Origin of the sequence: Ligaoa zhengdingensis, assembly GCF_014384885.1 — a bacterium.
In the GTDB taxonomy this organism is placed as follows: Bacteria; Bacillota; Clostridia; order Oscillospirales; family Ruminococcaceae; genus Ligaoa; species Ligaoa zhengdingensis.
The window spans coordinates 359,193-373,341 of the sequence record NZ_JACRST010000001.1 but is presented as its reverse complement, the minus strand read 5'-3'; the positions used below and the strand labels follow the sequence as shown (position 1 = coordinate 373,341).

Genomic DNA, 14,149 nt, shown 5'->3' with positions numbered 1-14,149 from the left:
ATTATTATCTGGCAAAGCGCGGGGTTTGTCAAGTGACCGGCTGGAAAGCCCTCGGTTTCCGAGATGGTTGCCGGGGAAGTGGGAAAAAAGCAGGAAAACGATATTTTTTGATTGATTTCTGTAATGAATTTTTTCCTCCGATGTGATAAGATCAATTCATGGTAATAATGCGCAAAACAAACTTTGTTATTGCGCATTTTATGAGAAAAACATACGAACGGAGGAAGAAGTATGAAAATGAGATGGGGCAAAAAGTTTCTCTGCATCATTCTAGCGACTCAGCTCATGCTGGCCAGCAGCGTCTGCACTTTTGCAGAAGTCGTTGCGGTTCCAGAGGGGGTGGAGGCAAACCATCTGGAAATTCAAAGCGATGCGAATGAGAATGTGAATCTACTGACAGAAGGGGAGGACAAGATCCCCACTGCGGAGGATGTACCCCAATTTTCCGATGACGCTCTTATGCTGGCTGATTTACCCTGGATCGAAGCGACTTCTGGTACCGGCTCGGGCATCGTTCTGACAGATGGCACCAATCCGGGCGGATATCCGATCACCCTATGGAACGGTGAAGAGGCCGTCGAGTATGGACGCGGTTTTGGCGTCAACGCGCCGTCTCGCATCTCTTACGACATCTCCGATTTGAGCTACACCATCTTCCGTGCTACTGCGGGCGTTGATTATAGGGCCAAAAAAGATGACATCCCCAATGCGGGCAGCTGCAACTTTCAAATTGAGCTGGATGGGGAGATCGTCTACGACAGCGGCTTGATGCGCGCAAATACGCCGGCAGCGGAGATAGACCTTGAGATTCCCGCAGGCACCAAAAAGCTGACGCTGATTGTGACCGACGGTAAACTTGAGGGCAAGAATACCGACTGGGGCGACTGGGTGGATGCCCGCCTGGAGGGGGACACCGCCGATCCAATGGACTTTATGAAATTTTCCGCGGCTGTGGAAGAAAATATTTTGGATATCGGCGGCACCGTTTCCATCGATGTGGAAGGCACGCGCCGCAACGGCGATGTGATTGAGAATATCCTGGATTACTGCACCTTTGCGAGCGACAAAGAGGTTGTCGCCACTGTGGACGGCAACGGAACGATCACTGCGGTTGGCGCAGGAACGGCAATCATCACTGTGACCGCAGAGGTCGACGGCATCGTCAGAAGCGGGAATGTTTCCCTGACCGTGCGGCCCTCTCTGGAGGATGCTTGGTCCGTGACATCCCCTTCGGAAAATGTTGAGCTGTTGCTCACTCAAACGGCGGATGGGGGGCTCAATTTTATTACGATCTCGGATGAAAAAACAGTCATTGAGACTTCCAATCTGGGTCTCACCACCAGTCTGGGGGACTTTACAAGCGGTTTAGCATTTGAATCCCGGACTGATGCGGAGATTGACGAGACCTATCCGATGATATCGGGCAAAAAGTCTGAGTATCGCAACCACTGCAATGAATCCACCTTTGTATTCACCAAGGAGGGAGCAGATGCCGGGCTGAAGGTTATTGTGCGCGCCTACGACGACGGAATCGCGTTTCGTTACGCGATCGATGGAGATGAGTCGTTTACCATATCCTCCGAGGCGACCTCTTTTCAGGTGCCGGCCGACTCCCAGACAACAATGATGAGATATTACGGCTTAGGCCATTGTTATGAGGACGAGTATATCAACGGAAAAATTGAAGACACCGTTGGTCTGATTTATAATATGCCGCTGCTCTACCGTACCCCGGACGGCGAGTGGGCGTTGCTCACCGAGGCGGCGTTGAATGGCACCTACACCGGCTCGGTGCTGGTGGGCGCCACCGGCAATCGCTTGGATGTAAAATTCACCGAAAAGCAGGGGGACAAACCGGTAGAGGCCCAGGCGCCGTGGGCATCCCCCTGGCGTACTGCCATCATCGGCGGAGCCAAGGAGATTGTGGAAAACACCATGACTGAAAACCTGAGCGAACCCTGTAAAATTGAGGATACCTCTTGGATTAAACCCGCTACAACCGCCTGGACCTGGTATGTCACCCCGGGCAAGGAGGCGCAGGGCGACCCCGAATTGGTCAAGAAGTATATCGATGTGGCGGCCGAATTCGGCTGGAAATACTACCTGATGGATGAGGGGTGGCAGCCGCGCACAGGTTCTGCCGGCTCCGGACTCCGTTGGGAGGGCATCCCCGACTGGCTGCCCGATATGATCGAGTATGCCGATTCGAAGGGCATCGGAATTATGGCGTGGGTTGCTTCGGGTGACCTGAATACCCCTAAAAAACGGGAATTCATCAAGGAACTGGCCGACCTTGGCATCGTGGGCATGAAAATCGATTTCTTCAATAACGAATCTCAAGCGGGCATGAAACTTTACGACGATATTTACGAGGCTTGCGCAGAAAATCACATGATGCTGGACATCCATGGCTGTAACAAACCTACCGGTGAAATTCGCACCTGGCCGAATCTGCTCACCCGCGAGGGCATCAAGGCGCAGGAACACAATACCGTCAAAGCGGATCTCAACTCGATGTTTGTTTTTACAAGGGCCGCTGTTGGTCCTGCGGACTACAACCCCGCTATCGATCTCAAGTTGGGCGGCAATGTGACGGCTGGCCACAAAGTGGCGCTGAACATCCTCTATGAAACCGGTCTGCCCTGTCCCTCTGATAAAGCGGAGACTTACCACCGGCTGAAGCTTTTTACCCTGATGGAAGAGATGCCCGCACGTTGGGATGACATCCATTTCATCGAGGGCATACCCGGCGAATCAGCCACTATCGCCCGCCGCAACGGTGAGGAGTGGTATGTAGCCGCCATTACGACCCAGGCGCGCGAGGCTGAACTGCCACTCGATTTCCTCTCCGACGGAGAATACTATGCCTACCTGTACAAAGACGGCGCGGGCCGCTGGGACATCGATTTTGAGATTCAGAAGGTGACCAAGGCGGACACCCTGACGATCCCGATGAAAGAGAATGGCGGCTATACCGTCAAGCTTGTAAGAGAAACGCCCATCCTGCCGGAAGATGTGACGCTGAACCAGTCTACACTGGAAATTCAAAACGGTTCTTCCGATCAACTCAGAGTGGTGTTTGCCCCGGCTGAGAGCGAGCATATCTCTTATGTGGAGTGGACCTCTTCCAACGATTCGATCGTCAGTGTGGACAGCAACGGGATACTGACAGCCCATAAGCTGGGAACCGCCTACGTCACTGCGAAAGTAACTGTTCCGATGGACGGTGCAGAAGCCGTATACACCGCACCCTGCAAGGTCACGGTGGTGCGCAACAAGAGCTATCAGCTCACCTCTCCCTGGAAGCGCGAGCGCCCAGACCCCAAATTCCAATTGAATTCCGCTACCTCCGTGACATTATACCCGCTGAACGGAGAGATGGCCCCCAGCGGAAGTACGGTAAAGAATCTGCTCTCCTTTGAGCCTGAGGACGAGGATTTCACGCTAACGGTAAAGTGTGATTTTGCCCCTACCGGTAACTTTATGACAGCGGGCATCACCGTCATGGCCAACAGCAACCGTTATGTTGGTACCTGGCGCAGATACCATAAGGGATTTGGCGGCAATATCTTTGAAGGAATTCTGCTTGATGGCAAATTTGATGAGCCCCGCCTCCCCGATACCTATATGGGACAGCCCGCATATCTCAAGCTGGAGAAGCACGGAGACGTCTTCACACATTTTTATAGCTTGGATAATGCGACTTGGGAAAAGATTGCGGAACATACGCTGGCTCTGAAAGACGGCGAAAAGTGGACCATCACTTTGATGGCCTGCGCAGGTGCGAATACAGCGGATACCGATATCCCTGCAATTATGGAAGATTTCACCTATAATGGCGAGGTAATCCCTTTTGCCACAATAGATTCGGATGTGTTGCAGGTAAAATCTGTCGAGACATTGGACAATATTGCTGTTGCAAAGGGAACCGCAGCGGACGCGCTGGGCTTGCCTGCCACTGTCAGCGTTGACCTTGCAAATGGTGCGACCACCGACCTCGAGGTCGAATGGAATCTCAGCGCCTATCAAAAGGATATGGATGGCGCCTACACCCTGACTGGAACCCTGCTGCTGACCGACGGCCTCGCAAATGATGCTCAGTTCACCGCCTCTGTCAAAGTGGTAGTGGGCGAGGGCAAAAAACCTGACCGTAAGCCGGGAAGTTCCTCTCACAATTCTATAAGCAGCGATTACTGGAACGAGATCATCGAGAAGATCAACAACACGGCCAAAGGCGGCACAGTAAACGCGACGCTGGAGAGCGGAGCGATGACGCCGGCGACGGTGATCGATGCAGCGGCGGCGAAGGGCGTGAAGCTGAACATCGAGATCGGCGGAAAGGCATATCTGCTGAGCAATTACGCGATCGACGCATCCGCGGTGCACTACAGCGCGGCGGAGCTGATTGCGATGGCGGACGGCGAGCAAGCGGCACAGAGCGGCGCCATCAATCTGAACCCGGAGACGGGCGGCGAAGTCGGCGCGGCGGTAGCGCCTACCATCGACAGCGCGGCGGCGCCTGCCGGCGAAGCGAACAGTGCGAACGAGACGATCGGCGGCGTGCAGGCTGCGGCGGAGACCGCGGTAGGTCTTCCGGTCTGGACGATCGTTGCGATGGCGATTGCAGCGGCGGCTGTAATGGGCGGCACGGCGTTGGTTCTGCTTTGCAGAAGAAACAAAGATTAAGTTTTCTTAATTTCCCTTTTTATAAGAACGCAGGGCGGCAGATCATCTGCCGCCCCGCGTTCTTGTTAATTTTGTTTGAGGAGGAACCGCTCAGAGCCCACGTCGTAGATGCCGCGGGTGGTCAGCCGCAGCTCCGGGATCACCGGGAGCGCAGCGAACGACAGGGTGATGAACGGGTCGATATTGGGGTTGATCCCCATTTGATGGGCCTGCTGTACCATCGCACACAGGGTGGCGTTGACCGTTTCAAACCCCGCGTCGCTCATCAGCCCCATCACAGGCAGAGGCAGGGAACCCAGGACGCGGCCGCCGCTGGCGATGGCATATCCCCCCTGGGTACGCTGAAGCTCCTGTACTGCGGCGATCATATCGGCGTCGTTGTCACCCGCCACGATGATGTTGTGGCAGTCGTGCGACACGCTGGAGGCGATAGCGCCGTTTTGAATGCTGAATCCCTTGAGAACTCCGACGCCCACATGGCCAGTCGCCCTGTGGCGCTCCACCACGGCGATTTTATTGTAGACCGCATCCGGACAAAAGGATCCGCCTGCACAGGGCACGGGTTCCATCCGTTTTTGGGTGACGATCTGTCCGTCCAGGAGTTGAATGACCGGGAAAGCCTGCCCTTCAATTACGGGAAGGGCAAGGCTGTCGGCGGTCAGCGGCGCGATCTGTACGCTGTTGCGGATCGAATTTGGACAGGGGATCGGCTGATGGCCAGCTGGTCTGTTTTTTTCGCTCACGACCCGCCCCTTGTAATAAACCCGCTGTACGGCAACCGTCTCCAGATCGCCGAGCACCACCAGGTCGGCCTGATAACCGGGCGCGACCGCCCCAAGGCGCGCAAGCCCGTAACACCGGGCCGCATTGACGGTCGCCATTTGGATCGCCTGGATGGGAGAAAGGCCCAGCGCGACCGCTTTTTTTATGCAGTGGCTGATGTGCCCCTCACGCCGGATTTCCTCGATGTGCTTGTCGTCGGTGCAGAAGCAGAAGCCGGTGGTGTCCATCCCTCGCGATACAATGCCGCTCACAATCGCTTCGAGATTTTTGGCCGCAGTTCCTTCGCGGATCAAAATTTGCATCCCATTGCGCCGCTCCCGCAGCGCGTAATCGAAATCGCAGCATTCGTGGTCGGTCGATATCCCAGCGAGGGTGTACGCCGCAATTTCTTTCTCCCGCAGGAAGGGCGCGTGGCCGTCCAGCTTTTTATGGCGGAATAGCTCCAGCTTGTCGAACATGACGCGTTCGGCCGTCACTACGCTGCGGTAGTCCATAACCTCGCCCAGGCCCAAAATCCTGGGATGCTGGGCATAGGCTGCCATCTGATCCGCGCTCAGATGAAACCCGTTTTCTTCAAAGGGGGCGGAGGGGACACAGGAGGGCATCATTACATAGACATTGGCGGGCGACCGTTCAGTATCCCGCAGGATATATTCGATCCCGTCCAAACCGCAGACGTTGGCGCTTTCATGCGGGTCCGCGATGTAGGTGGTGGTGCCGAACGCCACAGCATTAGCCACCAGCTCGGATGGGGCGACCAATGTGGATTCAAAATGCAGGTGGGAGTCGATAAAACCGGGGCAGACATATTGTTCGCGCAGGTCCTCCTCCACTGTGCCGGAATATTCCCCAACACCAACGATGGTATCGCCGGAGAGGGCGACGTCCGCTTTCAGAATTTCACCGGAAAAGACGTTGACCACACGGGCATTCTTTAGGACGTAGTCCGCCTGTTCCAAGCCCAGAGCCATGCGCGTCTGGCGCGCAAACTGCTCGTATTCCATGCGATTCCCTCCTTTAAACTTATTAAAATATTACTATATAGTATAGCTTTCCTGGGGATAAAATCAATCCTCTTTTTGGCCAAAGAAAAGGACCGCCCACTGTTACGAATAACAGCGGACGGCCGGTTTTGCATGTGTGTCTTATTTTTCGGGGGTGATCTCCCCCGCCTTGGTGAGCGAGATTTTCACGATCATCGGGCCGATCAGCTCATAGATCAGGGTACCGCACAGGATGACAGCGCGGATTGTAGCGGCAAATTCGGGCACAACCGTCTGGGCCACAAAGGTCAGACCGATGGCCACACCGGCCTGCGGCAGCAGAGCTGGCCCCAGATACCGCCGCACAGTTTTTGGGGCCTTCATCACCGCGCCGCCGGCCCAGGCGCCGAACATCTTGCCCGCGACGCGCAGCACCACATAGATCACGCCGACCAAGCCGATCGACGGCAGAATCGAGATATCCAGCCCCGCGCCGGAAAGCGCAAAGAACAACAGGAACAGGGGCGGGGTGACCTGGTCGGTGACCTTCATCACGTCCACAGCGCTGTCCGACAGATTGACAAGCACTGCACCCATCGCCATGCACATCAGAAGGGAGGAGACATCCAGCATGGCTGCGGCCGCTGTGGTGGCGAACACAAACGCCACTGCCAGGCACAGCCGGTTGGCGGAGCTCTTGAAGAACCGGATGACGAAGGCGAAAGCCAGGCCCAACAGGCCGCCCACCACCACCGTGATGACGACCTCCAGAAACGGTTCCAAAATCGACAGCGCGACCGATCCGGAGGCGGAGGAGGTCAGGCTTTTGGCGATGGTCACGGCAAATCCAAAGGCGATCAGCGCCACAGCGTCGTCCAGCGCCACTACGCTGAGCAACGTCTCGGTCACAGGGCCCTTTGCCTTGTACTGTTTGATGACCATGATGGTCGCGGCCGGGGCGGTCGCCGCGGCAATGGCGCTGAGCACCAGCGAGAAGGGCAGATCAAAGCCAGCGAGCAACAGGCCGCCCAGAACAAACCACACGCCGAACAGCGCCTCCAGAATGGCGATGACGATCGGGGTGAAGCCCACGCGCTTAAAATAGCTGATCTTGAACTCTGTACCGATCGAGAAGGCGATGAAGCCCAGCGCCATATCGGATACGATTGACATGGCGGCAACCTGGTCGGCGGGAATCAGCCCCAGAATCGAGGGGCCGACCAGCAGGCCGCCCACCAGATAGCCGGTCACATTGGGGAGCTTAACCAGCTTGGCCAGCTTGCCAAAAAGCAACCCTGCGGCCATCAGGATTGCCAGATAAAAGAATATACTCAATTCCATAGCAGTGTCGATACCTTCCTTATCCGTTCTTTGTCGTTAATCCAGCTTGATTCCCTTGGTAAAATCCACGGGCACCGTAAAGACGATTCCGGTATCGGGCTTGGAAAGGTCGCCCACCACCAGCTCGATGGCGTGCAGCGCGGCTTCAACCTGCTCCTCGGGCAGCACCGTAAATAAAGTGCGGCTCTCCACGCGGTCGGGGTTCAGGATGGCGCGCAGCGACCCGAGAAACGATCCGCCGTATTCTGAGAGCGTATGCGCCATACCGTTGCTGTTGAGGATGGTGGCGCCGCTGATCCCATCGTGCGAAAAACGTTCCAGCAGCGGTTCCAGCATCTCCACCTTATTGAGCACAAACACCAGTAGCTTCATGAAAGTTACCCTCCTCCGGGTGGCCCTTGGGCCGCCCTCGCTGTTTTTTGTATTGATTAACCATAACTATTGTAACACCATTGGTAAAGCTTCACAATGTACAAAGATACGAATTGTCCTGAGAATTCACCACTTTTTTTGGAATCCAGCCGCATTGACCCTTGAATTGAAGAAAGCGGTATGATAGTATAATAAAGTATGAATTCTTTTGATGAGAGGACGATAATCAGATGTCTGGACATTCCAAGTGGAGTACCATTAAGCGGAAAAAGGAAAAAACAGACGGTGCGCGCGCCAAGGTTTTCACCAAAATTGGCAGGGAGATTTCGGTGGCGGTCAAAGAGGGCGGCGCCGATCCCAACAACAACAGCAAGCTGTATGACCTCATCGCGAAGGCCAAGGCGAACAATGTCCCCAACGATAATATCGAGCGCGCCATCAAAAAGGCGGCAAACGACGGCGATAAAAACAACTATATCGATATGGTGTACGAGGGCTACGGCCCTTGTGGTGTGGCAGTCATTGTTGAAGCCCTGACCGACAACAAAAACCGCACCGCGGGCGACCTGCGCCACTACTTCGACAAGTTCGGCGGTAACCTCGGCCAAAACGGCTGCGTTTCCTTCCTGTTTGAGAAAAAGGGCATGGTCGTCGTCGAGAACAAAAACGTCAACGAGGAGCAGCTGATGGAGGATTGCATGGAGGTGGGCGCAGACGATTTCAGCGTCGAAGGCGATGTGGTGGAGATTGCTTGCAGTCCTGCGAGCGTTCATGCGGTGAACCGCGGCCTGACCGAAAAGGGCTATGCGGTGCTTTCGGCAGATAGCCCGTTGATTCCGTCCACCTATACCACCATCGACGATCCGGAGCTGCGCGAGAAGATGAACCGCCTGCTGGATGCGCTGGAGGACAACGACGATGTGCAGGAGGTCTATCACAACTGGGAGAATCCCGACGAGGACGCGGACGAAGAATAACACAAAAATGCGATGATATGGGCGGGGGCGGCTGTGGGCTGTTTCCGCCCCTTTGCATAGAGCAATACTGTGGGGAAAGGATGCTGGAAGTGGAGCTGACAGAACATCTCTTTGATCTGCCCAGGTTGGATTATTTTGAGGCTGGAAACGGCTATTCCGGCAGCTGGGAGGGTTTTAACTACCGGATTTTCAATGAGAAGGAAAATCTGCGCGCGATCGTCTGGTACGGTCCCAACTGTTCCGACAAGAGCGAGGTGGCCGCGGAACAGAGTTTTTCGATCGATCAGGAGGGGTTGGAGCGGATTCACCAATGGCTGGAGGAACAGCAAAAGAGCGGACGATTATGAACAAAACACCGGGATGCAGCGGTTTGCATCCCGGTGTTTTTGTTTGCCGTCAGCGGCCGTCGTTTGGCCGGTAACCGATCTCCTCCAGCGTGTTGACGATCTCCTGCGCGCTGCTGAAGCGCTCGTCGAAATCCACCACGAGGCCGTTGTCGGCCGATTGGATATCCATTTCGGTTACGCCGCGCAGTGCGCTCAGACGCTGTTTCAGCGAATCGAAATCGGGTGAGGAAGAGCTATTCCAGGAAAAGGTAAGTTGTTTGGTAGCCATAGTATTCACCTCAGTGGTAGTATCTGCGCTTTTTGTAAGATCATACAGTGCTTGAAGATAAATTGAAACATTATTTTTTCATCATATTATTGACAGATTTAAAGATATGTTTTATGGTGACTATTGAATAAAATATGGTCGATCTCTTGTATAAAATAGAGAATCTGTATAGGAAGAGATGGTTTAAAATAAGAATAAAATATTAAAAAAAGTTAGAAAAAAAGCTGAAATAGAGACAAAATTCGTCTATTAAATTGATTTAATATTAACAATTGTGTTTTTAAACAAGAAAAAAATAATTTCATAGCCTCTTTTCACAAACTTGAAAAAAACTATTGAATTCATAATAATGTTATAGTAATTTATAAATATGTTACTATCTTATTGGGCCCGCCTAACTAAATCGAATGGAAGTCGACAGGCTGGTGTGGAAAGGGGGAAGTTGTCTTGAACGGAGAAAAGCTGTTGGTGCAGGAGCTCGCGTTCCCGACAATCAACGAGCTCTTTGGCCTGCCCAAAGGGAAAATCATCGTTGCGGGGCCGTGCGCGGTGGAGAGCGAAAAAGAATTGGATGCGGTGGCACGCTCCCTCAAGGAATGCGGTGTACGGTTTTTGCGCGGGGGTGCTTTTAAGCCGCGCACATCGCCTTATGATTTTCAGGGCCTGGGCGAAGAGGGGATGAAGATCATCGACCGGGTCCGCAGGCGTTACGATATGTTGGCGGTTTCAGAGATCATGGACGTGCGCGACATCGAACTGGGGATGCGCTACACCGACGTCATCCAGGTGGGTGCGCGAAATATGCAGAATTTTTCGTTGCTCAAGGAGCTCGGACGCATCGATTTTCCGGTTGTTCTCAAACGCGGCATGATGACAACCGTTCGAGAATTTTTGTTGGCCACGGAGTATATCGTATCGGGCGGAAATCAAAAGGTCATCCTCTGTGAGCGGGGAATCCGCACGTTTGAGGACAGCACCCGCAACACTCTGGATATCGCTTGTATCCCTCTGGTAAAGACGCAATCCTCCCTGCCCATCCTGGTGGATCTTAGCCATTCACTGGGCCGAAAGGATATCGCCCTGCCGGTGGCGCGGGCTGCGCTCGCCTGCGGCGCGGACGGTTTGATGTTGGAGGTGCACAACCATCCGCGGGACGCGAAATGCGACAAGGCGCAGCAGATGGATCTGACCGAATTCCGCACGTTTTTGGAACAATTGAACAAAAGGGAGGACGATGCCGATGTCATTGCAATGGAAGCGGTTTCAACAGGAGGACTGTAACAAATACTATATCAATTTGGACCTGAAATCCGCCCTCACGGAGCGGGAGCTGGAGGCGAGCTGTGATGAGCTCTACGATTTTATCCAGAAGCAGGGGATCGTGGTGGTCTATGAGAAGGCGTTCGGACAGCTTTCGCAGCGGGAAGCCCACCACGGTCGCCGCCTGCGCTGCTGCCGGGATCGCGGCATTCCGCCCGCACCGGCCGTTTACCTCCAGGGGGTACCGGTGGCAGATGCGCCGATGGCGGGGATCACGGTTTACGGTGTGACCCCACGGAAAGGAAGCGTCCGCACCGAATACTACAGCATGGACGGCCTGCCCTGGCCGGTGGCGGCCAGGCTCGATCTCGAGTCGGGCGAATGGTTGTATCTCACCGGCCTCACCGGTCGGGAAGGCGAGCTCGCCGGCATCGAAACCGAGGTGCGCTCGATGTTTCATTTCGCCAAGGAATGCCTGGAAGCAAACGGCTTTTGCGCGAAGGATATCGTGCGAAAATGGATTTATCTGAGTGAGATGGAACAGAACTACCAGGGGCTCAACGACGGGCGGCGGCAGTTCTATCAGGAGGAGGGGATCGATTATTCCGGAAGCGCCGCAGAGCTGCCCGCGAGCACCTGCATCGGCGGGGACTACGGCTGCGGCAGGTCGGTCTCTATGGATTTGGCCTGCGTGAACAAGCGGCGCCCGCACCCCGAGCTGATCCGGGTGTACAACATCCGCCAGAACGAGGCGGAGGGCGACACCTACCTGTTTAAACCCACCTTTTCCCGGGGAATGGTGATCCGGGATGAAAAGCTGGTGGAGATGCAGATTTCCGGCACCGCGAGCATCGACCGTGATGGAAAGACCGCATTTATCGGCCAGCCGTATGAACAGATCAAATGGACGCTCATCAACGTGCTGGGCCTTCTGGAGCAGCAGGGGATGACCTTTGATGATATGGTGCAGTCCAACTGTTTTTTCAAAGAAAGAGAATATTACGACCTGTTCCTGGATCTATTGCAGGAACTCAAAATCGCAGACTTTGCGCCGGTTTGCGTGGTAGGCGATGTTTGCCGCACCGACCTGTTGTTTGAGCTGGACGGTGTGGCGCTGAAGGCGCGCTGATTCATTTTACTTACCACTTCTCTTTGTTAATATCCCAAATGGCCGCGGGGCGATGTCCTTAAATTTGGACATCGCCCCGCGGCCATTTGGGCAGCTATGAATCGTCCGTGCGACAGGCACCCCGCTGTTCCCAATCGAATAGGATAGAGTGAAACCTCTGAGAAAACCGCCGTGCCGCCGCCGTTTATCTGCAAAACGGCCCGGCTGCCGCGTTTTTGCCCCGGAGGGTTCAAGCATAGAAAGGCGGTGTGTCCCTTTGCATATCACGTTACTTTCCGCCCTGGAGGCCCTCCTGCTGGTGACAGCGCTGTCCACCGACGCGTTTGTCGCCAGCTTTGCGTATGGAACCAACCAGATCGACATTCCCCGCAGCTCGGTCACTGTAATCAGCTTGATTTGCAGCGGCATCCTGGGGGTCGCCCTTGTGGCCGGTTCGGTACTCCAACCGTTCCTGCCAGCCGGCTTGACCAAGGCGGTGTGTTTCTCCATTCTGCTGATTTTGGGTTTGGTGAAACTGTTCGACAGCTCGGTCAAATCGTTTATCCGAAGGCACAAGGGAGTGCGCCGGGAGCTGAGCTTCTCGGTTTCGCAGCTGCGCTGTATCCTTTCAATCTATGCGGACCCTGAGGTGGCGGATTGGGATTGCTCCCGGCAGCTCTCACCCGGCGAGGCTTCGTCACTGGCTGTGGCGCTCTCTCTGGACGGCCTGGCCGTCGGATTTGGTGCGGGCCTGGGCGACGCAGGGGTGTTGGAAGCCGTGTTCTTTTCCCTGCTGCTCGGCGCGCTCGCGGTCAAATTGGGCTGCTGGCTGGGAAAAAAGGCTGCAAAACGGTTCCAGCTGAACCTCTCCTGGCTGGGGGGCGCAATGTTGATCGTGCTTGCCTTTTTTAAGCTCTGAAATTCAGTGTCCCAAGCTGCGTTTGCCGTGGATCGAGTCCAGCTCGACCCGGCAGATTGCCACTGAGGACAGATATTTGTTGATGACCGCGTCCCGGCGGTCCTGCCCCGGCGCGAACCGTTCGCACAGTAAGCGCAGCAGGCGGCGCTTTTCTTCCGGGTCGGAAACCAGCTCAGCGTGTCCGGAAGCGATCACGCTTTCGTAGGCGGTGGTATAGGATGCCGGAAGGATACGGCAGCCGGTCACTGCGGTGACCGATGCGCGCGGGTTTTCCGCGATGTTCTGTAGCTTGCGGCCGGTCAGGGCACAGTGGAAGAAAAGCTCCTGCTCCTCCTCCAAGTAAACAAAATGCACCGGCACGCCGTAGGGCTCGCCGTCGCCCGACGCGGTGCAAAACACCCCGTAACCGGCTGTTTCGAGCAGCAGCCGGGCGGCGGTCTCGCTGAGCTCCCCCGAGCTGATCCTCTTTTCATAGCAGTAGAAGTCCTCGTCGCGGTTGGGAAAACGCACCACACCGGCGCGTTCCAGGCCGCAGGCGGCGAACAGCGCATTCATCCGGCAGTTTTGCGAATGGGTATCGGTGCGCAAAAAGCACACCCCCTGCTGAAACGCCATCTGCTCCGCGAAGGCGATCATCCGCCGTCCAATGCCTTGGCGGCGCGCTTCGGGTGCGACCGCCATGCGGTGCAGCACCAGACAGCCGTCGCCGGTCTTCCAGTCGACCAAACGGTATTCCGGGGACTGGTCGCGGTTGATACAGACGAAGCCGAGCACCGCCCCACCCTGTTCCTGCACATAGAGTTCCCGCCGTTCGATGTCCCTTACAAAATCCGCCTCCAGCGGATAATTGTCGCCCCACTGGTGTAACCCTTCTTCGCACATGATTGCCACGGTCGCCGCGCAGATCTCCAGGACGCGCGGCAGATCGCTCCGTTTGGCCAACCTCATTTCGACTCTTCCCTTCATGTTTTTTTCTACTTTAACACAAACCGGCCGGATTCGCCACCTTTTTTGAGGGGATGCGCGCTTTCAAAAAGATAAGAGGTATGCTATAATAACCGCAAGCGGCTATTATAGTTTGATGGCCTAGGCGATCCGCACCTGC

The 14,149-nt window shown here is 55.3% G+C and carries 11 protein-coding genes; 6 read left to right on the top strand and 5 right to left on the bottom strand.

Translation table 11 applies throughout. The annotated features are described in order from the left end of the window. The first annotated feature begins 231 nt into the window (after window positions 1–231). Window positions 232–4,686 carry a glycoside hydrolase family 97 N-terminal domain-containing protein gene (locus H8711_RS01755; RefSeq protein WP_249281812.1) on the top strand — a complete coding sequence of 1,485 codons (4,455 nt, stop codon included), beginning with the start codon at window positions 232–234 and terminating at the stop codon, window positions 4,684–4,686. A 65-nt stretch (window positions 4,687–4,751) separates the two neighbouring features. Here H8711_RS01755 and ade read toward each other — a convergent pair whose 3' ends face one another. From ade to H8711_RS01740, 3 genes are all read right to left on the bottom strand, one after another. After that, a complete protein-coding gene (gene ade, locus H8711_RS01750; RefSeq protein ID WP_249281811.1) occupies window positions 4,752–6,473 on the bottom strand; it encodes an adenine deaminase in 1,722 nt (573 codons plus the stop codon). Window positions 6,474–6,614: 141 nt separating this feature from the next. Then, complete coding sequence (locus tag H8711_RS01745; protein WP_249281810.1) at window positions 6,615–7,793, bottom strand: cation:proton antiporter; 1,179 nt, start codon at window positions 7,791–7,793, stop codon at window positions 6,615–6,617. Window positions 7,794–7,829: 36 nt separating this feature from the next. Beyond that, window positions 7,830–8,165 (bottom strand): hypothetical protein, encoded by a 336-nt coding sequence (locus H8711_RS01740; RefSeq protein WP_249281809.1) that lies wholly within the window; start codon window positions 8,163–8,165, stop codon window positions 7,830–7,832. A 230-nt stretch (window positions 8,166–8,395) separates the two neighbouring features. Between H8711_RS01740 and H8711_RS01735 the strand changes: the two genes are divergently transcribed. Both H8711_RS01735 and H8711_RS01730 read left to right on the top strand, forming a co-directional pair. Beyond that, complete coding sequence (locus H8711_RS01735; protein WP_249281808.1) at window positions 8,396–9,142, top strand: YebC/PmpR family DNA-binding transcriptional regulator; 747 nt, start codon at window positions 8,396–8,398, stop codon at window positions 9,140–9,142. An 89-nt stretch (window positions 9,143–9,231) separates the two neighbouring features. Continuing rightward, a complete protein-coding gene (locus H8711_RS01730; protein WP_249281807.1) occupies window positions 9,232–9,489 on the top strand; it encodes a hypothetical protein in 258 nt (85 codons plus the stop codon). A 49-nt stretch (window positions 9,490–9,538) separates the two neighbouring features. Here H8711_RS01730 and H8711_RS01725 read toward each other — a convergent pair whose 3' ends face one another. Beyond that, complete coding sequence (locus H8711_RS01725; RefSeq protein ID WP_249281806.1) at window positions 9,539–9,757, bottom strand: hypothetical protein; 219 nt, start codon at window positions 9,755–9,757, stop codon at window positions 9,539–9,541. A 447-nt stretch (window positions 9,758–10,204) separates the two neighbouring features. On the opposite strand from H8711_RS01725, the gene H8711_RS01720 reads away from it, so the two are divergent. The 3 genes from H8711_RS01720 to ytaF all read left to right on the top strand — a co-directional run bounded on the left by H8711_RS01720 (window position 10,205) and on the right by ytaF (window position 13,044). Next, the gene (locus H8711_RS01720) at window positions 10,205–11,038 is read left to right on the top strand and encodes a bifunctional 3-deoxy-7-phosphoheptulonate synthase/chorismate mutase (RefSeq protein ID WP_249281805.1); all 834 of its coding nucleotides are present in this window, start codon (window positions 10,205–10,207) and stop codon (window positions 11,036–11,038) included. Continuing rightward, on the top strand, window positions 10,998–12,146 hold the full coding sequence (locus H8711_RS01715) for a RidA family protein (protein WP_249281804.1): 1,149 nt from the start codon (window positions 10,998–11,000) through the stop codon (window positions 12,144–12,146). Before H8711_RS01720 ends, H8711_RS01715 begins: the two co-directional genes overlap by 41 nt. A 256-nt stretch (window positions 12,147–12,402) precedes the next feature. Beyond that, complete coding sequence (ytaF, locus tag H8711_RS01710) at window positions 12,403–13,044, top strand: sporulation membrane protein YtaF (RefSeq protein WP_249281803.1); 642 nt, start codon at window positions 12,403–12,405, stop codon at window positions 13,042–13,044. A gap of 3 nt (window positions 13,045–13,047) precedes the next feature. Here the strand turns inward: ytaF and H8711_RS01705 are convergent, their stop codons facing one another. After that, window positions 13,048–13,992, bottom strand: coding sequence for a GNAT family N-acetyltransferase (locus H8711_RS01705; RefSeq protein ID WP_249281802.1), 945 nt, complete (start codon window positions 13,990–13,992; stop codon window positions 13,048–13,050). Between the last annotated feature and the right edge of the window lie 157 nt (window positions 13,993–14,149).